This window comes from Variovorax paradoxus EPS (assembly GCF_000184745.1).
Lineage (GTDB): Bacteria > Pseudomonadota > Gammaproteobacteria > Burkholderiales > Burkholderiaceae_C > Variovorax > Variovorax paradoxus_C.
In genome coordinates this window covers 768352-788394 of the sequence record NC_014931.1, presented here as the reverse complement: position 1 = coordinate 788394, position 20043 = coordinate 768352, and the positions used below count along the sequence as shown (strand labels likewise).

General features: G+C 68.3%; 20 protein-coding genes and 1 pseudogene. 9 read left to right on the top strand and 12 right to left on the bottom strand.

Going from position 1 to position 20043, the window contains the following annotated elements; all coding sequences use genetic code 11:
- Positions 1–8: 8 nt before the first annotated feature.
- Genes VARPA_RS03490 through VARPA_RS03475 form a run of 4 tightly spaced genes read right to left on the bottom strand, consistent with a single transcriptional unit; the run spans position 9 to position 3208 of the window.
- Positions 9–779, bottom strand: a complete 771-nt coding sequence (locus VARPA_RS03490; RefSeq protein ID WP_013539162.1) for a LamB/YcsF family protein — start codon at positions 777–779, stop codon at positions 9–11.
- A gap of 41 nt (positions 780–820) precedes the next feature.
- Positions 821–1492 carry a pyroglutamyl-peptidase I gene (pcp, locus tag VARPA_RS03485; RefSeq protein WP_013539161.1) on the bottom strand — a complete coding sequence of 224 codons (672 nt, stop codon included), beginning with the start codon at positions 1490–1492 and terminating at the stop codon, positions 821–823.
- 10 nt (positions 1493–1502) lie between these two features.
- A complete protein-coding gene (locus VARPA_RS03480; RefSeq protein WP_013539160.1) occupies positions 1503–2459 on the bottom strand; it encodes a DUF979 domain-containing protein in 957 nt (318 codons plus the stop codon).
- 5 nt (positions 2460–2464) lie between these two features.
- Positions 2465–3208 carry a DUF969 domain-containing protein gene (locus VARPA_RS03475; RefSeq protein WP_041942760.1) on the bottom strand — a complete coding sequence of 248 codons (744 nt, stop codon included), beginning with the start codon at positions 3206–3208 and terminating at the stop codon, positions 2465–2467.
- Positions 3209–3491: 283 nt separating this feature from the next.
- Here VARPA_RS03475 and VARPA_RS03470 point away from each other — a divergent pair, with 283 nt between their 5' ends.
- A complete protein-coding gene (locus VARPA_RS03470) occupies positions 3492–4196 on the top strand; it encodes a GntR family transcriptional regulator (protein WP_013539158.1) in 705 nt (234 codons plus the stop codon).
- Between the two features lie 78 nt (positions 4197–4274).
- On the opposite strand, the pseudogene VARPA_RS03465 reads toward VARPA_RS03470, so the two are convergent.
- Both VARPA_RS03465 and VARPA_RS03460 read right to left on the bottom strand, forming a co-directional pair.
- Positions 4275–5997, bottom strand: a pseudogene (locus VARPA_RS03465) (thiamine pyrophosphate-dependent enzyme).
- Between the two features lie 113 nt (positions 5998–6110).
- The gene (locus VARPA_RS03460; protein ID WP_013539157.1) at positions 6111–6875 is read right to left on the bottom strand and encodes an SDR family NAD(P)-dependent oxidoreductase; all 765 of its coding nucleotides are present in this window, start codon (positions 6873–6875) and stop codon (positions 6111–6113) included.
- A 205-nt stretch (positions 6876–7080) separates the two neighbouring features.
- Between VARPA_RS03460 and VARPA_RS03455 the strand changes: the two genes are divergently transcribed.
- Together VARPA_RS03455 and VARPA_RS03450 are read left to right on the top strand one after the other, a co-directional pair.
- Complete coding sequence (locus VARPA_RS03455) at positions 7081–7284, top strand: hypothetical protein (RefSeq protein ID WP_013539156.1); 204 nt, start codon at positions 7081–7083, stop codon at positions 7282–7284.
- A gap of 29 nt (positions 7285–7313) precedes the next feature.
- On the top strand, positions 7314–8285 hold the full coding sequence (locus VARPA_RS03450) for a DUF72 domain-containing protein (RefSeq protein WP_013539155.1): 972 nt from the start codon (positions 7314–7316) through the stop codon (positions 8283–8285).
- Positions 8286–8320: 35 nt separating this feature from the next.
- On the opposite strand, the gene VARPA_RS03445 is transcribed toward VARPA_RS03450, so the two are convergent.
- The 3 genes from VARPA_RS03445 to VARPA_RS03435 are packed head-to-tail and all read right to left on the bottom strand — an operon-like array spanning position 8321 to position 9527.
- Entirely contained in the window at positions 8321–9007 is a 687-nt protein-coding gene (locus VARPA_RS03445; RefSeq protein ID WP_013539154.1) for a UdgX family uracil-DNA binding protein, read from the bottom strand.
- Entirely contained in the window at positions 8983–9312 is a 330-nt protein-coding gene (locus tag VARPA_RS03440) for a four-helix bundle copper-binding protein (protein WP_013539153.1), read from the bottom strand. Before VARPA_RS03440 ends, VARPA_RS03445 begins: the two co-directional genes overlap by 25 nt.
- Positions 9312–9527, bottom strand: coding sequence for a hypothetical protein (locus VARPA_RS03435; protein ID WP_013539152.1), 216 nt, complete (start codon positions 9525–9527; stop codon positions 9312–9314). Before VARPA_RS03435 ends, VARPA_RS03440 begins: the two co-directional genes overlap by 1 nt.
- Positions 9528–9783: 256 nt before the next feature.
- Here VARPA_RS03435 and VARPA_RS03430 point away from each other — a divergent pair, with 256 nt between their 5' ends.
- Genes VARPA_RS03430 through VARPA_RS03415 form a run of 4 tightly spaced genes read left to right on the top strand, consistent with a single transcriptional unit; the run spans position 9784 to position 12868 of the window.
- The gene (locus tag VARPA_RS03430) at positions 9784–10797 is read left to right on the top strand and encodes an acyl-CoA dehydrogenase (RefSeq protein ID WP_013539151.1); all 1014 of its coding nucleotides are present in this window, start codon (positions 9784–9786) and stop codon (positions 10795–10797) included.
- Positions 10785–11543: a PIG-L deacetylase family protein gene (locus tag VARPA_RS03425; protein WP_013539150.1), complete on the top strand. Its 759-nt coding sequence runs from the start codon at positions 10785–10787 to the stop codon at positions 11541–11543. Before VARPA_RS03430 ends, VARPA_RS03425 begins: the two co-directional genes overlap by 13 nt.
- A gap of 9 nt (positions 11544–11552) precedes the next feature.
- Entirely contained in the window at positions 11553–12158 is a 606-nt protein-coding gene (locus tag VARPA_RS03420) for a class I SAM-dependent methyltransferase (RefSeq protein WP_013539149.1), read from the top strand.
- Entirely contained in the window at positions 12155–12868 is a 714-nt protein-coding gene (locus VARPA_RS03415; RefSeq protein WP_013539148.1) for a glycosyltransferase, read from the top strand. The genes VARPA_RS03420 and VARPA_RS03415 overlap by 4 nt, the downstream gene beginning before the upstream one ends.
- 74 nt (positions 12869–12942) lie before the next feature.
- On the opposite strand, the gene VARPA_RS03410 is transcribed toward VARPA_RS03415, so the two are convergent.
- Complete coding sequence (locus tag VARPA_RS03410; protein ID WP_013539147.1) at positions 12943–13842, bottom strand: nucleotidyltransferase; 900 nt, start codon at positions 13840–13842, stop codon at positions 12943–12945.
- Positions 13843–14012: 170 nt separating this feature from the next.
- Between VARPA_RS03410 and VARPA_RS03405 the strand changes: the two genes are divergently transcribed.
- Positions 14013–14795 carry a metallophosphoesterase family protein gene (locus VARPA_RS03405; protein ID WP_013539146.1) on the top strand — a complete coding sequence of 261 codons (783 nt, stop codon included), beginning with the start codon at positions 14013–14015 and terminating at the stop codon, positions 14793–14795.
- Positions 14796–14809: 14 nt separating this feature from the next.
- Here VARPA_RS03405 and VARPA_RS03400 read toward each other — a convergent pair whose 3' ends face one another.
- Positions 14810–15190: a hypothetical protein gene (locus tag VARPA_RS03400; RefSeq protein WP_013539145.1), complete on the bottom strand. Its 381-nt coding sequence runs from the start codon at positions 15188–15190 to the stop codon at positions 14810–14812.
- 236 nt (positions 15191–15426) lie between these two features.
- On the opposite strand from VARPA_RS03400, the gene VARPA_RS03395 reads away from it, so the two are divergent.
- Complete coding sequence (locus VARPA_RS03395; protein ID WP_013539144.1) at positions 15427–15765, top strand: PRC-barrel domain-containing protein; 339 nt, start codon at positions 15427–15429, stop codon at positions 15763–15765.
- A 39-nt stretch (positions 15766–15804) separates the two neighbouring features.
- Here VARPA_RS03395 and VARPA_RS03390 read toward each other — a convergent pair whose 3' ends face one another.
- On the bottom strand, positions 15805–19917 hold the full coding sequence (locus tag VARPA_RS03390; protein ID WP_013539143.1) for a CheR family methyltransferase: 4113 nt from the start codon (positions 19915–19917) through the stop codon (positions 15805–15807).
- Positions 19918–20043 lie beyond the last annotated feature (126 nt).

Genomic DNA, 20043 nt, shown 5'->3' with positions numbered 1-20043 from the left:
CGGCGTCGTCACGCAGTCGTTGCCGAAATGAAAGAGCGGACCGTGACGCCGGCCTGGACCAGCCGCTCGCGCACGCGCCTCGCCATCTCGACCGCGCCGGGGCTGTCGCCGTGCACGCAGACCGAGTCGGCGCGAATGCGCACCACGCTGCCGTCGATGGCGGTGACCGTGCCTTCGTTCGCGAGCCGCAGCATGCGCTCGGCCACGTCGGTCGCGTCATGCAGCACGGCGCCGGGTTCGCGGCGCGACACCAGCGTGCCTTGCGGCGTGTAGGCGCGATCGGCAAAGGCCTCGGCCACCACGCGGAGGCCCTCGGCCTCGGCCCAGCCGATGAGCGGCGAGCCCGCGAGCGCGACGAGCACCAGGCCCGGGTCGATCTCGCGGATGGCGGCGATGACGTCGCGCGCCTGGCGCTCGTCGTGCGCGATGGTGTTGTAGAGCGCGCCGTGCGGCTTCACGTAGCGCACTTCGGTGCCGGCCGCTGCGGCCAGCCCCTTCAGAGCGCCGATCTGGTAGATCACGTCGGCGCGCAGGTCGGCGCTGTCCACGTCCATGTTGCGGCGCCCGAAACCGACCAGGTCGCGGTAGGCGACATGGGCGCCGACCGCGACGCCGCGCTCCTTCGCCTGGCGCAGCGTGCGCAGGATGCCGGCAGGGTCGCCCGCGTGGAAGCCGCAGGCCACGTTGGCGCTGCTGACGATCTCCAGCATGGCGGCGTCGTCGCCCATGCGCCAGACGCCGAGGCTCTCGCCGAGGTCACTGTTCAAGTCGATGTTCATGTTCGTCTCCGGCGTGCGCGCACGTGCGCACGCTTTGGGGGTCAATGCAGCCGGCCGGCGGTCTCGCGCACGTCGTCGCGCACGGTGAGCGCGGTGCGGATCGCCACGCGGAAGGCCTCCACCTGCGCGGCCAGCGCCATGCTCGCCACGCCGGGTTTCGAGGCGGCCTGCTCGGGGAGGTAGGGCACGTGGACGAAGCCGCCGCGGGTGTGCGCCAGCGCCGGACGCGTCGCGAGCCGGTGCATCAGCGCGTAGAAGATGTGGTTGCACACGAAGGTGCCGGCGGTGTTCGACACGGCCGCGGGCAGGCCCGCCGCGCGCACGTCGCGCACCATGGCCTTGATCGGCAGCGTCGAGAAGTAGGCCGCCGGGCCGTGCTTGACCACCGGGAGGTCAATGGGCTGCTGCCCCGCGTTGTCGGGAATGCGCGCGTCGTCGATGTTCAGCGCGGCGCGCTCCATCGAGATTTCGGCGCGCCCGCCCGCCGCACCGACGCACAGCACCAGTTGCAGCGGCGGGCCGATCAATGCGGCGTCGAGCGCGTCGATGGCGCGGCCGAACACGCAGGGCAGCTGCACCGCCTGCACCACGGCGCCTTCGCAGGCCCAGCCGTCCAGCGCGCGGGCGATTTCCCACGCAGGGTTGACCGCGTCGTTCTCGAAGGGCTCGAAGCCCGCGACCAGCACCCGGGGGGCCTTTGCATCGATGGTCATGCGCGGTGCCTCAACGGAACATCAGGAAGTACAGCAGGAAGATGTTGACCACCAGCAGCGCGGCCGCGGTCGGAACCTGCACCTTGATCACCGCGTTCTTGTCGGGCAGCTCCAAGAGGGCGGCGGGCACGATGTTGAAGTTGGCCGCCATCGGCGTCATGAGCGTGCCGCAGTAGCCCGAGAACATGCCGATGGCCGCCATCACGGCCGGATCGCCGTGGTACACGCCCACCAGCACCGGCACGCCGACACCGCCCGTCATCACCGGGAAGGCCGCGAAGCCGTTGCCCATGATGATGGTGAAAAGCGCCATGCCCAGCACGTAGACCGCGACGGCCACGAAGCGGATGTCCATGTTGATGTAGCTGGTGGTGATGTGCGCCACCGCCTTGCCCACGCCGGCATCGGAGAACACCAGGCCCAGCATGCCGAGCATCTGCGGCAGCACCACGGCCCAGCCGAGCGCATCGGTCAGGCGGCGCGATTCGCGCATGCCCTGCACCGGCGTCTCGCGCGTCAGCCAGCAGGCCAGCGCCAGCGCCACCACGCAGCCGATGCCCAGGCTCACCAGCGTGGTGTTCTTGGGGTCGAGCAGCAGCGTGCCGCCCAGCTTGATGTGGCTCATGCCCACGGTGCCGATCACGGTGACCAGCGGGATCGCCAGTGCCGGGATGAACAGCCTGTTGCCCAGGCGCGTGGCGCTGGCCTGGTACTGCGCGGGCGTGGGTTCGCGGTGCTTGCCCGCGCCGACGCCGCGCAGGCCGGCAATGACGGCCATGCCGATCGCGCCGACGCCGACCACCTCGGGCGGCAGCTTGTCGCCGACCAGGAAGACCAGCGCGTAGATGCCCCAGAAGAGCGCGCTGGTGTAGCGCTTGGGGTGCTGGCGGTCGGCCAGCGTCATCACGGCCGTGATGGCGAGGATGACGCCGACCAGAAGGTACAGGTGCTGGATCGAGAGAATCATGATGATCAGCGTCCTTCCTTGGCGGGCACGGCGGTGGCAATCGATGCACCGGCCTCCGCGGCGCCGCCCAGCTCACGGGCCAATGCCTGGTCGAGCCGGCGCAGGCGCCAGGCGTGGATGATGAAAGCGGCAATGGCCGTGGGAATGCCCCACATCGCGATGTGCAGCGGCTCCACGTCGATGCCCGCTTCGTGCAGGAAGGTGGTCATGAGCACGATGGCGCCGAAGGCCACGAAGATGTCTTCGCCGAAGAACAGGCCCACGTTGTCGGTGGCCGCGGCGTAGGCGCGCAGCTTGTGGCGGATGCGGTCGGGCAGCTTGCCGTAGCGCGTCTCGGTGGCGCCTTCGGCCATCGGCGCGAGCAGCGGACGCACCATCTGCGGATGGCCGCCCAGGCTGGTGAGGCCCATGGCCGCCGTGAGCTCGCGCGCCGCGAGGTAGACGATCAGCAGGCGGCCGGCGGTGGCCGACTTGATGCGGCTGATCCAGTTCTGCGCGTGCTGGCGCAGGCCGTGGCGCTCCAGGAGGCCGATCACCGCCAGCGGCAGAAGAATGATCAGCGGCAGGTTGCGCGTCTTGATGAAGCCGGTGCCGATGGCCGCCAGGATCGCCATAGGGCCGAAGCCGGCGGCGAACGCGGTCACGATGGCCGTGACGATCACCACCAGCATCGGATTGAAGCGAAGGATGAACCCCGCAATGATCACGGCCACGCCGATCAGCGGCCACAGGGGGACTTCAGGTGTCATGGTTGGTCTTTCGTTGCAATGCAAAAACACCGGCTGCATGCGCCGGCGCGGTCGATTGATGCAACCTCCATGCCAATGAATGAGCAATTCATTCCTCATGAATCACTTATTCAGAACAAGTTGTTGAACAATTTATAGAATTGTGCCCAACAACAGTGCCAACATGCACCCATGAAAACCCTGAAATGGATGCTTTTCGGTGCGTCGGCGCGGGCGGCGCATTGGGCGTCTGTTACAACGCAGGCTCGCTGCGCCCGCCCTCTCTTTCCCTCGACCGACCGGCATGACCCCACTGGATTCCCCCACCTCCTCCGCCTTGCCGGCCGCCGGCCTGCTCACGCTGAACGACCGCGTGGCCGAGTTGATCCGCCAGAAGATCGTGAAGGGCGAGTTCTCGCCGGGGCAGCGGCTGTCGGAAGCCGCGCTGGCCGAAAGCCTGGAGATCTCGCGCAATACCCTGCGCGAGGTGTTCCGCACGCTGACCAAGGAGGGCCTGCTCAAGCACGCGCCCAACCGCGGCGTGTTCGTGGCGGTGCCCAGCATCGCGTCGATCATCGACATCTACCGCGTGCGCCGGCTCATCGAATGCCAGGCGCTGGCGCAGGCCTATCCGCGCCACCCCGCCAAGAAGCACATGCGCGAGGCGGTCGAGACGGCACTGAAGTGCCGCGACGCCAGCGACTGGCTCGGCGTGGGCACGGCCAACATGGAGTTCCACAAGGGCATCGTCGAGCTGGCCGACAGCGAACGGCTCAACGTGCTGTTCGCCCACGTCCTGGTCGAGCTGCGGCTGGCATTCGGCCTGCTGAAAGACCCCGAGTTCCTGCATGCGCCCTACGTGGACATGAACACCAAGCTGCTCGAACTCATCGAGGCCGGTAAGTTCGCCGAGGGCTCGGCGGCGCTGAACGAGTACCTGATCCACTCCGAACGCATCGTGCTCGCGGTGTATGCGCGGCAGATGCCGGACGGCGGGTTCGACAACTAGCCGGTTCGCGCCGACTTCTTCAGGGCCACGGCAGGCGGGCCAGCCGTTGTCGTTGCCCGAGCTGCTGGCGCGCCTCCCTCACTGCGTGAAGTTGTCCTTCAGCAGGTCCACCACATCCGACGACCGGCCGCTGAGCACCGCCTTGGCCGAATACAGCATGGTTCCCGCAACCTGGCTGAACTCCACCTTCGGCGGCATCACGAGCTCGGTGCGGTTGACCTTCACGTCCAGCAGCGCCGGTCCCGGGTGCGCGAGAAAAGCGCGCACCGCATCGGGCAACTGCTCCGCCCGCTCGACCTTCTGCCCGTAGAAGCCGATCACCTCGGCCAGCCGCGCAAAGTCGGGGTTCAAGAGATCGGTGTAGTTGTCGAGCAGGCCTTCGACCTTCTGCTCGAGCTCCACGAAATTGAGGCTCGCGTTGTTGTAGACCACGACCTTGATCGGCAGCTTCTCCTGCACCGCCGTCATCAGGTCGCCCAGCAGCATCGCAAGACCGCCGTCGCCCGACAGCGAAATCACCTGCCGCCCCGGGTAAGCCTTCTGCGCGCCCAGCGCCTGCGGCATCGCATTGGCCATGGTGCCGTGCAGCAGGCTCACCACCGTGCGGCGCCGGCCGTTCATGTTCAGGTGGCGCAGCGACCACACCATCGGGCTGCCGCCGTCGGCGGTGAAGATCGCATCGTCGGCGGCCAGCTCGTCGATGACCTGCGTCAGGTGCTGCGGATGGATCAGGCCTTCCTTGCCGGGCCGCTCGTCGCGCCGCAGCGTCTCGAGGGCCTCCTTGCGGTGCTGCAGGCACTCGTCGAGAAAGGCGCGGTCGCTGCGCTCTTCGAGCAACGGAATCAACGCCTCGATGGTGTGCGCGACGTCGCCGACGAGGCCGAGCGCAATCGGATGCCGCCGCCCCAGGTGGCTGCCGTCGGTGTCGATCTGCAGGATGGTGGCCTTGGACGGATAGAACTGGCTCCATGCGAAATCCGCGCCGAGCAGCAACAGCGTGTCGCATGCCTGCAGCGCGTGATAACCCGACTCCACGCCGAAGATGCCGGTCATGCCCATGTTGAGCGGGTTGTCGTATTCGACGAAATCCTTTGGCGCGCGAGGTGTGGGCGATCGGCGCCTTCAGGCACTGGCCGAGCGCCAGCAGCATCTCGTGCGCGCCTTCGCAGCCGTGGCCGGCATAGATCGCGATCCTGCGGCCCTTGGCGAGCAACGCAGCCAGCTGGGCCAGTTCATCATCGTTCGGACGCACCACCGGCGCGGCACGGTGCACGGCGAAGGGCGGCCCTTCTTCCTTGACCTCCGCCTGCGCGATGTCGCTCGGCAGGATGACGACGGCCACGCCGCCGCGCGACAGCGCCGCCTGCGCGGCCAGCGCCGTGACGCGCTGCGCCTGGTCGGCCGAATACACCTGCGCGCAGAAGACGCTGCAGCCTGCGTAGATCGACTTGAAGTCCACCTCCTGCGGAAAGTCCATGCCGAGCTCGCTCGTCACGACCTGGCTCGCGATCAGCACCAGCGGCGCGCGGTTGCGGTTGGCTTCGTAGATGCCGTTGATGAAATGCAGCCCGCCCGGCCCGCACGAGCCGGCGCAGGCCGACAGCTCGCCCGACAGGTACGACTCCGCGCCGGCGGCGAAAGCGGCCGCCTCTTCGTGCCGCACATGCACCCACTCGATCTCGCTGCGGCGGATCGCGTCGGTGACGTGGTTCAGCGTGTCCCCGACGATGCCGTAGCAGCGTTTGACGCCGGCCTGCTGCAGGGTTTCGATGACGAGGTCGGCGACTTTGCGGTGGGCCATGGGGTGCTTCCTTTGCTGCAAAGCGCGAAGGCTACGGAGCCGTCGTCCCGCGCCCGTGGGTGCGCTTCGGAAGCCTCGGTAGGATTTCGCCGCACCGCGGACGGGAACGGGAGCTAAGCCATGTCGGGCTGCCCGTTCGATGCCATGAGCCCGCCATCGACCGGCAGCGCGACACCGTTGACGAAGCTTGCATCGTCGCTCGCGAGAAACGCCACCACCGCCGCGATCTCTTCGGGCTGTGCGCCGCGGCCCAGCGGAATGCGCTCGTTGAACTTGGCCATCAGCTTGCGGTCGCCCTTCATGTCCTCGGTCATCGGCGTGAAGGTCAGGCTCGGGCACACCGCGTTCACCCGCACGCCGTCGCGGCCGTGGTCGAGCGCCAGCGCCTTGGTGAAGTTCACGATGGCGCCCTTCGAGGCGTTGTAGAAACCCATGCCCCAGTCGCCGCCGAGGCCCGACACCGACCCGGTGTTGACGATGCAGCCCTTGCTCTCGATGAGGTGCGGCATGGCGGCGCGGCAGCCATGGAACACGCCGCCGACGTTGGTGGCCATGATCTTGTCCCAGCCGTCGAAAGGCGCCTCGGTGACGGTGCCCTCCACCGCGATGCCTGCGTTGTTGAAGAGCACATGCAGGGCACCGAAACGCTTGAGGGTCGCCGCCACCAGCGCCTGCACCTGTTTGTAGTTCGACACATCGGTCACCTTCACCAGCGTGCGCTCGGGCGGCAGGTCGCGCGCCACCCTGTCGAGCTTGGCCTTGGTGTTGCCGGCGAGCACCACGTTCGCGCCTTCCTGCGAGAAGCGGCGGGCCGTGGCCTCGCCGATGCCCGAGCCGGCGCCCGTGACGATGACGACCTTGTCGGTGAAACGTTGCATGTGAATCTCCTGGTACGACGACATCGAATGCATCGCATGGTTCGACGTCTTTCACGGCAAGTTTTCACAGCGCGGCTGGCGTGCTCATGTGGGACAAGCGCCTTCGCACTTGTCTGACATTGCTGCGGCCGCCGCGGGCGCAGCGTTTGCTTCCCTTTGCTCTTTTTCTTCTCTTCTCTCCTCTTCGACGAAGGGAGACTTCGACATGGACGATCGACAGGCAACGCGCGACGAGCGGGACAACCGCCGCGTTTTCGCATGGGGCATCCTGGCGGCCATCGTCATCATGCTGGGCACGCTGGCGTACTTTTATGCAGTGCAGAAGCGGTTCGATGCACCCGTGCAGATCGCGCCCGCGCAGAGCGAAAGCGCACCCGCCGAAGCGCCGGCCACCACGCCGGCCAAATAGCCGGACACCTGGCACAAGACCCGCACACCATGGCCTCACGCGCACCGCACGCGGACATACGCATCGGCATCTCGGGATGGCGTTATGCGCCCTGGCGAAAACGGTTCTACCCGCCCGGCCTCGTGCAGCGCAACGAGCTCGCGTTCGCCTCGCGGATGCTCTCCACCATCGAGATCAATGGCTCGTTCTATTCGCTTCAACGGCCCGAGTCGTACCGGACCTGGCACGACGAGACGCCGGATGACTTCGTGTTCGCGGTCAAGGGCCCGCGCTACATCACGCACATGCTGCAGTTGAACGACGTGCGCACGCCGCTTGCGAACTTCTTCGCATCGGGCGTGCTGGCGCTCGAGAAGAAACTGGGCCCCGTGCTCTGGCAGCTTCCGCCGCGCATGCGCTATGACGCCGAACGCCTGGAGCGCTTTCTCTCGCTGCTGCCGCATGACGCCAAATCCGCGGTGGCGCTGGCACGCGAGCACGACGATCGGATGACGGGCCGGTCGCTGCTGAAGGCGCCCCGTGGTCTTCGAATCCGCCACGCCGTGGAAGTGCGAAACCGCAGCTTCATCGATCCCGCATTCATTGCCACGCTGCGCCGGCACGGTGTGGCACTGGTGGTCGCCGACACGGCGGGACGCTGGCCCCTCCTGGAAGACCTGACCGCGGACTTCGTCTACCTGCGGTTGCACGGCGACGAGGAGCTCTACGCCAGCGGGTATGGAGATGCCGCACTCGATCGCTGGGCCGCACGCATCGACGCATGGCGGCGCGGCCGCCAGGTGCCCGATGCGAAGCTGGCTTCGACCACCGCCGCACGGCGCGGCAAGCGCGACGTGTTCTGCTACTTCGACAACGACGTCAAGGTGCACGCGCCCTACGACGCCGCTCACCTGGCGATGCGCCTCGGCCTCGCGACCGGCCTGGGCGCCGACGACCGGTTCGCTCCGGAAATCGACACGACCGGCATCGGTTCGGCCAAGGCCTTCTGGACAAGCGCCTGATCTCGCGCACGCCTGCATGCAAGCCATGCGTGCGATCAAGCCGTCTCGGCAACGGCTTTCCTTGCGCGCGCCGGCGCGACCCTCTTGCGCGTTCGCGGCGGCGCCTTCTCGAAGATCGCCGATGCTTGCGACAAGTCATCGAGCCACGCCTTCCACGCCGCGTCCCGCTGCTCGGGATCGCCGCGCAGCAGCGCCGATGGATGCAGCGTCACCAGAACCCGCCGGCCCGCCGCGTCTTCATGCCAGCGGCCGCGCTCGCTCATCACGGCCACGTGGCGTCCCAGCAGCGAGCGCGCCGCAACGGCGCCCAGCGCGAGCAACGCGACGGGCTCCACCAGTGCGATTTCGCTTTCGAGCCAGTGGTGGCAGGCATCGGCTTCGCGCTGCGCGGGGGTTTTGTGGATGCGGCGCTTGCCGCGCAGCTCGTACTTGAAATGCTTCACCGCGTTGGTCACGTAGAGCCGATCGCGCGACCATCCGAGTTCCGCCACGGCGCGATCGAACAGCCGCCCGGCCGGGCCCACGAAAGGCCGGCCCGCCAAATCCTCCTTGTCGCCCGGCTGCTCACCGACCACCATCAGCCTCGCATGCACGGGCCCTTCGCCGAAGACCGATTGCGTCGCGCGCTCGCCCAACGGGCACTCGCGACAGGCATCGGTCGCGTCGCCGAGCTTGCGCAGCGCGATCTCGGCCGGCTTCAGGCCGCCACCATGCGCCGGCATTCCGCTTCGCACTGCCTGCAGGCTTCGGCGCAGCGCTGGCAGTGGTCCATGTCGTGGGTGGCGCATTCGGTGCCGCAGAGCTTGCAGATGTCGGCGCAGAGGCTGCAGACGAGGCCCGCGTTCTCGCTGTTGCGCGCCATGACGCCCGCGGCAGTCGTGCAGATCGCCGCGCAGTCCAGGTCCAGCGCGATGCAGCGCGCCATGGTGCTAGACGCTTCCTCGACGCAGGCCGCGGCGCAGTGGTTGCACGCCGCCGCGCAGGCGTTGCAGAGCGCGATGCAACGCGAGAAATCGTGCGGCTTCATCACGAGCCGCCTCCGCGCCGGGACTGGATCTGGTTGCTGCCGCCGACATGGCTCTCGCGGTCGTGGCGGCTCTGGGGCGTGCGGCGCGGCTCGTTGCGGGAGGTGGGGTCCTGATGGCCTGCCTTGTTGTGTTCCGAAGGTTTGGTGTCGTCGTCGTTTCCGTTGGTGGTGGCATCGCTGCCGCTCGCGGCATTGCGGGTGTTCGGGTTCGCCATTGCTGCTGCTCCTTGGCAAGTTGAAAACCACTTTTCTCTTCCCGCGACGAGCCCCAGCGTGTGGGAAGAGACCGACCCCGGGCGTCGGTCGTGCCTCGCGATGGCGGCGACGATGTTTTTGCGGCTTCCCCTGTTCGGTCCTACACGGCCGGAAGCCGCCCACCGACGATTTGCGTTGCATGGTTTGCCTACCTTGTGCCGAAGTTTCCTTTTCTTGCTTTCTGTTTTCATCTCAAACAAACCAAGCACGCCGCCCATGTTCGAACCGGCACCCGACAACGTCCTGCTGAGGCAACTGCAACTGCGCCACGGTTGCGGGTTGGCGCTGAAGCACCTGGCCGATGCGGGCATCGACGTGCTTCCCCGGCCCGGCAGCGGCCAGACCCTGGCGCGCTGGCGCGTGCTGACCGACGTGGCGGCGCACGACCTGTCGCTGGCGAAGCTGTTCGAAGGACACACCGATGCGCTGGCCATCCTGGCCGAACTCGACCGCGCGCCTCTCGCGACCGCAGGCTCGCTCTGGGGCACGTGGTGTGCGGAACCACCCGACGCGCGCCTCGCGCTTCATGCAGAAGGCGACGATCGAATCCGCCTGACAGGCACCAAGGCGTGGTGCTCCGGCGCGGCGACGGTGACGCACGCCGTCGTGAGCTGCTGGAACGCGGCGAACGAGCCGTGCCTCGCGGCCGTCGCGATGGACCAGCCCGGCGTACGCGTGACCGGCGATGGCTGGCACGCCGTCGGCATGGCTGCGAGCGCCAGCGTCGATGTGCGTTTCGATGGCGCCATTGCCACGCCGGTCGGCCGGCCCGGCGACTACGTGAACCGGCCCGGTTTCTGGCAAGGCGGCGCGGGCATCGCGGCGTGCTGGTTCGGTGGCGCGCTCGGCATTGCGCAGGCCGTGCATCGGCTGCGCGGGCCGGCACCGGATACCCATCGCCTCGCGCACCTCGGTGCCATCGACGTGGCCCTGACCGCGGCGGCCGCGCAATTGCGCGAAGCCGCCGACTGGATCGACCGGCATCCGCAAGACAGCGCGCGGCGCACCGCCCTGCGCGCGCGCCTGGCTGTCGAGCAGGCCGCCAACGAGGTCTTGCACCATGCCGGCCGCGCCGTGGGCGCCGGCCCGCTGTGCCGGGACCCGCGCTTCGCCCGCGCGATGGCGGACCTGCCCGTGTTCCTGCGCCAGAGCCATGCCGAGCGCGACCTCGCCGCACTCGGCCAATTCGCCGCCGACGACAAAGAGGAGCCCTCGTCATGGACGCTGTAGCGCGCCGCGCCATCCGGGGAGATGGCACCACCGAAGCCGAGTGGAGCCGCTGGCCCGGGCTTGCACGACTGCCCGCGATCGCGCCGAAGGAACTGGTGCCCGCGCACGCGCGCTGCGTCGTTGTCGCGCCGCATCCCGACGACGAAGTGCTTTCGGTCGGCGGCCTGCTCGCGCAACTGGCCGACTGCGGCCGGCACGTCGAAGTGATCGCCGTCACCGATGGCACCGCCAGCCATCGCGGCTCGACGGAGTGGCCGGTCGAACGGCTTGCGCGAACCCGGCCCCGCGAGAGCCTCAAGGCCTTGCAGTGCCTGGGCCTCGCCGTCGAACCCGTCCGGCTGGGCCTGCCCGATGGCGGCATCAAGGCATTGCGCGCCGTGCTGGCGGCCCGGCTCGTGTCGCTGCTGCGGCCCGGCGACGTGGTGTTCACCACCTGGCGGCAGGACGGCCATCCCGACCACGAAGCGACGGGCGAAGCCTGCGCACTCGCGGCCGCAAGCACCGGCGCGCGGCTGGCGGAAGTGCCGGTGTGGGGCTGGCACTGGTCGCGGCCCGGCGACATGCGCATGCCCTGGTCGCACGCCTTCCGGCTCCCGCTGAACGAAGACGCCGTGCGGCGCAAGCGCGCGGCCGTCAACGCGTTCACCAGCCAGTTGCGGCGCGATGCCTCCACCGGCTCCGGTCCAGTGCTGCGCGCCACCACGGTCCAGCGCGCGGCGCGCCCCTTCGAAGTGATCTTCCTGTGAGCCGCGGCCATGCAGCATGACCAGCAACGGTATTTCGAAGCGCTCTATGCGGCCAGCGAAGACCCGTATGCGCTGCGCCATCGCTGGTACGAGGCGCGCAAGCGCGCACTGCTGCTGGCCGCCTTGCCGCAGGCGCGCTACCGGCGGGCCTACGAACCGGGCTGCGGCATCGGCGAACTCACGCTCGCGCTGGCGCAGCGCTGCGACGATCTGCTGGCGAGCGATTTCTCCCTGCATGCCGTGGACATCGCACGCAAGCGCACCAGCAAACTCGCCAATGTGCGCGTCGCACAGCATCAGTTGCCCCGGGACTGGCCGCGCGACGCCGGCCGCTTCGATCTCATCGTGCTGAGCGAGATGGGCTACTTCCTCGACCACGACGACATGCACCGGCTGGCAGCCTGTTGCGAAGACACGCTGGAGGCCGACGGCGTTCTGGTGGCCTGCGACTGGCGGCCCGATTTCGCGCAGCGCAGTCTCTCCACCCGGGACGTGCACGGCGCACTGGCCGCACTGGGCCTGCCGCGCCTGGCCCTGCACGAGGAAGACGACTTCGTGCTCCAGGTCTGGGCGCGCGATGGCCGCTCGGTGGCGCAGCGCGAGGGCATCCGGTGATCGGCGTCGTGATTCCCGCGCACAACGAAGGCGAGCGCATCGGCGCCGCGCTGGACGCGGTGCTGCGGGCGGCGGCCCATCCGGCGCTGGAGGGCGAACACGTCGGCGTGGTGGTCGTGCTCGACAGCTGCAGCGACGCCACCGAAGCGATCGCCATGCGGCATCACGGCGTGGCGCGGCTGGAGATCGATGCGCGCAACGTCGGCATCGCGCGCGCCAGAGGCGCCGATTTCTGCATCGGAGCGGGTGCGCGGTGGCTGGCTTTCACCGATGCCGACACCATCGTCTCGCCCGACTGGCTGGTGAAGCAACTCGCCGAGAACGCCGAGGTGGTGTGCGGCGTGGTGGACGTGGCCGACTGGAGCGCGCACGGCCCCGACGGCGGCAGGCTGCAATCGCATTTCGCGCACCACTATGTCGACGCGGACGGGCACCGCCATGTGCACGGCGCCAACCTGGGCGTGGCGACCGAAGCGTATTGCCGCGTCGGCGGTTTCGAGCCGCTGGCATGCAGCGAGGACGCGGCCCTGGTCGACGCCCTGGAGGCTTCCGGCGCACGCATCGCATGGAGCACCGGCCCGCGCGTCACGACCAGCGCGAGAACCGATGCGCGCGCTCGGGGCGGCTTCGGCGACACGCTGCTCGCGATGGTGGCGTCGCTTGGGGTAACGCCGTCCGAGATCGCTTTGCGCAAGGGCTCCGTGGCTTGAGCCTTGCGGCCTGCCGGGTGCTTCTGGAATGCGAGGATCTGGTGGAGGAGGAGGACGTATTGGCTTGGTCGCCCTCAGCTCCGCGGCTCGCTGGCGCCGCTTTCCCCCGGTGGCTCCGCAGGCGGGTCGTTCCCGGTCACCACCCCCGGAGGCGGCGCCTCGATGTCCTGGGTCCACTTCGCCACGTCCCGCTCCGTCATGCCGCTCGCAGGCGTGAGGCGCCCATCCACATAGCCGCCCTGCTGGACATCGTGGAGATACTGCTCGCGAGACAGCAAGGTGCCGGCGCACACGTTGCGGTCCGTAGGCGCAGCGGGTCCGTGCGCTTCATCGGCCAGGCGGCCGCTCAGGCGGGTCATGACCCATTCCGGTATGCGGTGGCGCTCGCCGGGGTAGATGTAGCCGAACAGGACCAGGTGGGCCAGCAGCACCCGCCAATGCGGACCGAAGCGATCCAGCAGGTTGGCCCAGTCCAGCCGCTCGGCGCGAGCCAGCAGCAGGTGGGCGATGTCGCCGCCGTCGTAGCGCTCGCGTTCCATGATGAAGGCCTTGGACAGCAGGCTGTCTTCCACATTGGCCACGTGCACCGGCACGCCCAACACCTCGGAGCGGCAGTTGCCTTGGAACCAGCGCGCATCGACCGGCGTCACCCCGTTGCCCGAGTTGAAGATGAGGTCGATGAACGCGTCGCCCTCGTACACCTTCGCGAGCCAGTGCGGATAGGTCATCTCGGTGCGCCAGCCGTGCTGCTGCATCAGCGCGGCAATGCGCTCGAAGTCCTCGCGCAGGATGAACAGGTCAAGGTCCTTGGTGGCGCGGCGGATGCCCGTGTAGCAGGCCAGCGAGAAGGCGCCGCCCACCAGAAAGGGAATGCCCGCGTCGCGCAGGGCGCGCAGGCTTCGGCGGTAGAAATCGGCCACATGCGGCGCGACTTCTTCTTCGAGGGAGGGGGCGAGCGCAGTCGTGGATGACATGCGTGAAAGGTGGCGCGGCCCGGCGGCGCGGAGGCAAAGCCAACCGCCTCAACGTGCGTCGGCAGGCGCCTACAGCGACTGCGGGATGAGACCGATGACGGCGGCGCGTGGCACGGCCCAGTCTGGGCTCAACCTCCAGAACCTAAAGACGAAAGAAGAAGCGAGCCGCCATGCCTGCACCGAAATCCTCGACCCACATCCGCTTTGCCGCCGTCGGCGACATCCATGTCCAGAAGGACTCCGCCGGCACGCTGCGCAGCCTGTTCGCCGAGGCCGACGAAACGGCCGATGCGCTCTTGCTGTGCGGCGATCTCACCGACTACGGCACGGAGGAAGAAGCCCGCATCCTCGCCGAGGAGCTCGGCGCAGTGCACATCCCGGTGGTCGCGGTACTGGGCAACCATGACTACGAATCGGGCACGCCCGAGGTAGTGGCCGACACGCTGGTCCATGCGGGCGTGCGCGTGCTCGACGGCTCGGCGTGCGAGATCGAAGGCGTGGGCATCGCGGGCGTGAAGGGTTTCGGCGGTGGGTTCGGCCGCGGCACGCTCGGTGCATGGGGCGAGCCCGCGATCAAGCTGTTCGTGCAGGAGGCGCTGAACGAGGCGATGAAGCTCGAATCGGCGCTGGCCAAGCTGCGCACACGGCGGCGCATCGCGCTCCTGCATTACGCGCCCATCGCCGGCACCGTCGAGGGCGAACCGGCGGAGATCTTTCCCTTCCTCGGAAGCAGCCGGCTGGAAGCCCCGCTGCTGCGCTACCCGATGGACGCCGTGTTCCATGGCCACGCGCATCGCGGCACGCTAGAGGGCCGCACCATCAACGGCGTTCCGGTCTACAACGTGGCCAAGCCCTTGCTGCAGCGCACCCGGCCCGATACGTCGCCCTTCTTTCTCTACGAGTTGCCGCGCGAGCCGGTCGACGAAAAGACGCCGGCGGACGCCCAGGCCTAGGCGAGCCAGGCAGCCTACTTGCCGGGCCTGGAGTTCGCGTTGCTGGGCGGCGGCGCCGGCGAGGTCGCGTTGTCCTGCGGATTGCGCCGTGTGAGCCCGCCCGTGGCCGATCCGCCTCCGGGCCGCTGCGTGCGATTGCCTCGCACCTCGGGCGGCCCCTTGCTCGAATCCAGGGGTTCGGAGCGCCCCGTGTCCACGGTGCGCGCCGGCTCGGCTGGATGACGCGCCGAATTGCCCTGCGTGCTGGGCGCGACCGATCCCTTGGGATTGCCTGTCGACGAGCCCTGCGCGAATGTGGCACCCGCGACCATCATCAGGCCCGCCAGCCCCGCGCAAGCACGGACAGCCCGAATGCGGGTGCCGCCACTGGCCTTGATTGATTTCGTAGTCGTCATTTCGTGCTCCTTGTCGCGCCAACATCACCGCGTTGCGACGCGCCGCGTGTCGGACATCGCCTGAGCCCGCCGTCAATCAAATCGACAGGGCCGGCGCGCGCCCTCAGCCCAATTCCTACAGCGCGAATCGCGCATGGCCGATGAACCGCCTCGCACGCGCGAGAGACACCACTCGCCTGGGCTTTGCATCACTGGCGCCGGCGCTTCCCAGGCGCGTCGGCATGGAGAAAACGGCCATGGCAAGCACGACCAATGTCATCTCATCGGACCGCGTCGAAGGCACGACGGTCTACAACACCGCGGGCGACAAGCTCGGGAGCATCGACGACCTCATGATCGACAAGCTGTCGGGCCAGGTGCGCTATGCGGTGCTGGAGTTCGGCGGCTTTCTCGGCATCGGCACCGACCGCTATCCGATCCCGTGGAACATGCTGAAGTACGACACCGCCCAGGACGGCTACGTGGTGCCGCTGGACAAGGCGACGCTCGAAGGCGCGCCACGGTATGCCACCGCCAGCATTCCCGACTACGACGAGCCGTACACCCGCAGCATCAACAAGTACTACGGGTTCTGACCCCGGACGGCGCGTCCTGCAGCCGTCCGCGCCGCGGCTTCAGAGCCTGGCGATGGCGGCCTTCAGTTCCTCGATGGAGGCGGGCTTGGGCAGGTGCGCATTGAAGCCGGCTTCCAGCGCGCGGCGCGCGTCGGCCCGCCGCCCGAAGCCGGACATGGCAATCGCGTGCAGCGCGCGCGTGGCCGGGCGCTTGCGCACTTCCGCGATGAACTGGTAGCCGTCCATCTCGGGCATGCCGAGGTCGGACACCAGCAGGTCGTAGGTGTTGGCGTCGAGCAGTTCCAGGCCCTTGCGCGCGCTGTCGGCGACGTCCACGACGGCCCCTTCCAGGCGCAGCACCTCGGCAAAGGGCGCCAGCGCATCGACATAGTCGTCCACCGCGAGGATTCGCCAGCCGCCGAAGCTCACTTCGGCGTGCGGCACATTCTTGGCCGGCCTGTCGGTCGCGCCGCTGCCCGGCAGCCACACGGTGAACTCCGCGCCCTCCCCCGGCCCCGCCGACTTCACCTCCGCGCGGCCGCCGTGCGCCAGCGCGAGTTCCTGCACGAGCGCGAGGCCGATCCCCAGCCCGCCGTTGGGCAGCGCCGTGTCGCCGTCGGCCTGGTTGAACATGCCGAACACGTGCGGCAAGAACTCCGCGGCGATGCCGCAGCCGGTGTCGGCCACGGTGAGCCTGGCGAAGTCGCCCTCGGTTTCCACGCGCACGCTGATGCGTCCGCCATCGGGCGTGAACTTGACGGCGTTGCTCAGCAGGTTCCAGGCGATCTGCTCGACGCGCACCCGGTCGCCGTGGCAATGCACCGCCTCGTCGCAATGGGTTTCCAGCAGCAGCTTCTTCTTCGGCGCATCGGCCACGGCGGCCTGGGCCACCGACTGCACCAGCTCGCCCAGGTCGACCGTCACACGCGACAGCCGCAGCTTGCCCGTGCGGATGCGCGACAGGTCCAGCAGGTCGTTGATGATCCGCGTCTGGCTCGCCACGGCGCGCTTGATGGTTTCGCCCACGCGCTGCACGGCCGGAATCTGCGCGGCCGCCGGCAGGTGCATCAGCAGCTCGGCATTCATCTGGATGAGGTTCAGCGGCTGCTTGAGCTCATGCGACATCACGGCCAGGAACTTGTCCTTCAGCTCGTTGGCCATCTGCGCGCTGAGGTTGGCCTGCTTCTCCTTGAACAGCCGGTGCTCCTGCGCCAGCTCCTGCTGCTTCGTGCCGGTCATGTCCCGCGCGATCTTGGCAAAGCCGCCGCCGCTCGCGGGGTCCAGCGAGCTGGTGACGCCGCTGCAGAAGAAGCGGCTGCCGTCCTTGCGCTCATGCCAGCGCTCGTCCGCGGCGCGGCCCGTTTCGGTCGCGCGGCGCATCTCCTGCTGCGGTACGCCGTGCGCCTGGTCTTCGGCGGTGAAGATGACCGCGATCGGGCGGCGCAGCATCTCTTCTTCCGTGTAGCCGAAGATGCGCTGCGCGCCGGCGTTCCAGGTGGTGATGAGCCCGGCCTCGTCGGTGGTGATGATCGCGAAGTCGCGCGTGGTTGCCGCCACCAGTCGCAGGCGCTCCTCGCCGGCACGCACCTTGTCCTGGGCAAAGCGCAGCTCGGAAATGTCGAAGAAGTTGAGGATCGCGCCCTCGATCTTGTCCTCGGCCGTGCGGTACGGAAGGATGCGCGCGAGAAAGTGCCGGCCGTCGGTGCTCGGCACATGGCGCTCGATGGTGCGCAACTCGTTGAAGGCCGCGGCCGTGTCTTCCTCGAGTTCGGGGTATTCCAGCCGGCTCGTGATGTCGAAGAGCGAACGCCCCAGGTCCGAGGGAATCAGGTTGAACAGGTTGCCCGCGTGCGGGGTATAGCGCTTGACGTGCATGCCGCGGTCCACGAACACTGTGGCGATCTCCGAGGACGCGATCAGGTTCTGCAGGTCGTCGTTGATATGGCCGCGCTCCTCGACCTTGACCTTCAGCTCGAAGTTGACCGTCACCAGCTCCTCGTTCATCGACTGGAGCTCCTCCTTGCTCGTCTCCAGTTCCTCGCTGGCCGAACGCAGCTCCTCGTTGATGGCCTGCAGTTCCTCATTCGAGGCCTTGAGTTCCTCGGTGGAGGTTTCCCCGCTCTCGACGGTGTCCTGCAGGTGCAGCTTGAGCTGGCGTATCTCTTCCTCGAGCTGCCCGATCAGCAGTTCGCGCGCCGCGTCGACCGGCTCGCCGTCGTTCGCGCGCATGCTTTCCTCGACCTCGTCGAAGACGACCAGCGTGAGCTGCTGCGACTCGCCCTCCGCGGGCTGCAGCGGCCTCACGATGATGTTCAGAAAGACCTGGTGCCCGTTCTCCTGCCGCTGCACCAGCCGTGTTTCCACGCTGCGCGCCGTCTGGTTCGCCTTGAAGAGCGCCGTACGCAGCTCCAGGCGAATGTCCGGGCGCACGTTGTTCAAAAGGTTGTTCGAAGGCTCGCCGCTCGCGCGTTCCAGGAAGCGCCCGACACCGTTCGACAGGTGCAGCACCTCGTGCTCGGCGTTGATCAGCACGCTGGGCGGCGAGAACTGCTCCAGCGCCGCCTGGTGCAGTTCCGCGAAGCTCGCACGCTCGGAGCCGGTGCGCTTGGAGGTCCGGCGCGGCGGCACGAAGGTGCCGGCCTGCGGCGCGGGTGGCATGTCGCTGATCAGCGGCATGTGGCGCCCGGGCGGCAGGTCGGGATTGACGCGGAAGATGCGGTTCTTCTTGTCGACCGGCGTGAAGAGGCTGCCGACCGCATCGATCGATTCGGAGGTGCCCAGGAACAGGTAGCCGCCCGGCTTGAGCGCGATGCGGAACATCTCCAGCACATGGGCCTGCGCGGCGCGGTCCAGATAAATCAGCAGGTTGCGGCAGCAGATCAGGTCCAGCCGCGAGAACGGCGGATCGCGCAGCAGGTTGTGCGATGCGAACAGCACCGGCTCGCGCACCGTGGTCGATACGCGGTACTGGTCATGGTCCTTCATGAAGAACTGCCGCAGCCGCGAGGGCGACATGTCTTCCACGATGCCTTGCGCATAGACCGCCTTGCGCGCGGTGGCGATGGCGCGGTCGTCGATGTCGGTGGCGAAGATCTGGATCTCCAGCGGCCGCGCGTGCAGGTCCGCCTGCTCGCGCAGCAGGATGCTCAGCGAATAGGCTTCCTCGCCGGTGGCGCAGCCCGCGACCCAGGCACGCAGCGGGTCGCCCGCCTGCTTGCGCTGCACCAGTTCCGGCAGCACATCGCGCTCCAGCGCCTCGAAGGAGTCGCGGTCGCGAAAGAAGTTGGTCACGCTGATGAGCATGTCCTGCAGCAGCGGCACGGCCTCCTGCGGATGCTCGCGCAGGAAATCCCGGTACGCCGGCAGGTCCGTCAGCCGGTTCACCTGCAGCCTGCGTTCGATGCGGCGCAGCACGGTGGCCCGCTTGTAGTGCCTGAAGTCGTGCCGGGTGTGGGTGCGCAGCAGGCCGATGATTTCCTGCAGTGCCTGCTCCGCCTGCTGGGCAGCCGCCTGCGTTTCGGGCGGTGCGACGAACCCGCCGATCTTCTCGGCATCGGGCATCCGGATCTGGCGGGCGTTGGTCCAGAGATCGATCAGCCGCTGGCCGATGTCCGCGGCCGGCAGCACGATGTCGACCATGCCGGTGGCGATGGCCGCCAGCGGCATGCCGGTGTGCGCCGCATCGGCCGGCGCCTGCGCGATCGCGATGCCGCCGCGCTCCTTGATGCGCGTGAGCCCGACCGCCCCGTCGCTGCCGGTGCCCGACATCACGACCGACACCGCGCGTTCGCGGTGGGCTTCGGCCAGCGTGCGGAAGAAGACGTCCACCGTCACATGCTGGCCCTTTGCGCGCTCGCTCGGCGCGACGCGCAGGTAACCGTCGTTCATCGTCAGCTCGACCCCGGGCGGGATCACGTAGACCTGGTCGACTTCGATCGGCGTGGGCCTGGTCACCTGCGACACCTTCATGCGCGTCGTGCGCTGCAGGATGTCGGCGGCGCTGCTTTCGTGCTTGGGCGACAGGTGAAGGATCACCACGAAGGCCATGCCGGCACGCGCGGGAAGGTGCTCGAAGAAACGCAGCAGTGCCTCGAGACCGCCCGCCGATGCGCCGATGCCGATGACCGGGAAATTCAGCGAGCTCGGGATAAGGGCCGCATCCGCGTCCGACATGGAAGCGGCGGAAGCGTCGGAAGGGACGGCAGGGGTGGACTCGGAGGGGACGGGCTCATCCGCAGCGGAAGATGTGGAATCGGGCAAATCGTGCTCACTACAGATGGACGGAAGCGGCCATGGAGC

What these genes read in the sequence shown, in the direction of transcription:
- VARPA_RS03470 (WP_013539158.1), top strand. Translation starts at nt 3,492, where the DNA reads ATGACCCCACTGGATTCCCCCACCTCCTCCGCCTTGCCGGCCGCCGGC.
- VARPA_RS03425 (WP_013539150.1), top strand. Translation starts at nt 10,785, where the DNA reads ATGGACGCTGTAGCGCGCCGCGCCATCCGGGGAGATGGCACCACCGAA.
- VARPA_RS03475 (WP_041942760.1), bottom strand. Translation starts at nt 3,208, where the DNA reads ATGACACCTGAAGTCCCCCTGTGGCCGCTGATCGGCGTGGCCGTGATC.
- VARPA_RS03450 (WP_013539155.1), top strand. Translation starts at nt 7,314, where the DNA reads ATGGCCTCACGCGCACCGCACGCGGACATACGCATCGGCATCTCGGGA.
- VARPA_RS03410 (WP_013539147.1), bottom strand. Translation starts at nt 13,842, where the DNA reads ATGTCATCCACGACTGCGCTCGCCCCCTCCCTCGAAGAAGAAGTCGCG.
- VARPA_RS03420 (WP_013539149.1), top strand. Translation starts at nt 11,553, where the DNA reads ATGCAGCATGACCAGCAACGGTATTTCGAAGCGCTCTATGCGGCCAGC.
- VARPA_RS03435 (WP_013539152.1), bottom strand. Translation starts at nt 9,527, where the DNA reads ATGGCGAACCCGAACACCCGCAATGCCGCGAGCGGCAGCGATGCCACC.
- VARPA_RS03395 (WP_013539144.1), top strand. Translation starts at nt 15,427, where the DNA reads ATGGCAAGCACGACCAATGTCATCTCATCGGACCGCGTCGAAGGCACG.
- pcp (WP_013539161.1), bottom strand. Translation starts at nt 1,492, where the DNA reads ATGACCATCGATGCAAAGGCCCCCCGGGTGCTGGTCGCGGGCTTCGAG.
- VARPA_RS03445 (WP_013539154.1), bottom strand. Translation starts at nt 9,007, where the DNA reads ATGCCGGCGCATGGTGGCGGCCTGAAGCCGGCCGAGATCGCGCTGCGC.
- VARPA_RS03430 (WP_013539151.1), top strand. Translation starts at nt 9,784, where the DNA reads ATGTTCGAACCGGCACCCGACAACGTCCTGCTGAGGCAACTGCAACTG.
- VARPA_RS03405 (WP_013539146.1), top strand. Translation starts at nt 14,013, where the DNA reads ATGCCTGCACCGAAATCCTCGACCCACATCCGCTTTGCCGCCGTCGGC.
- VARPA_RS03455 (WP_013539156.1), top strand. Translation starts at nt 7,081, where the DNA reads ATGGACGATCGACAGGCAACGCGCGACGAGCGGGACAACCGCCGCGTT.
- VARPA_RS03440 (WP_013539153.1), bottom strand. Translation starts at nt 9,312, where the DNA reads ATGAAGCCGCACGATTTCTCGCGTTGCATCGCGCTCTGCAACGCCTGC.
- VARPA_RS03460 (WP_013539157.1), bottom strand. Translation starts at nt 6,875, where the DNA reads ATGCAACGTTTCACCGACAAGGTCGTCATCGTCACGGGCGCCGGCTCG.
- VARPA_RS03490 (WP_013539162.1), bottom strand. Translation starts at nt 779, where the DNA reads ATGAACATCGACTTGAACAGTGACCTCGGCGAGAGCCTCGGCGTCTGG.
- VARPA_RS03390 (WP_013539143.1), bottom strand. Translation starts at nt 19,917, where the DNA reads ATGTCGGACGCGGATGCGGCCCTTATCCCGAGCTCGCTGAATTTCCCG.
- VARPA_RS03480 (WP_013539160.1), bottom strand. Translation starts at nt 2,459, where the DNA reads ATGATTCTCTCGATCCAGCACCTGTACCTTCTGGTCGGCGTCATCCTC.
- VARPA_RS03400 (WP_013539145.1), bottom strand. Translation starts at nt 15,190, where the DNA reads ATGACGACTACGAAATCAATCAAGGCCAGTGGCGGCACCCGCATTCGG.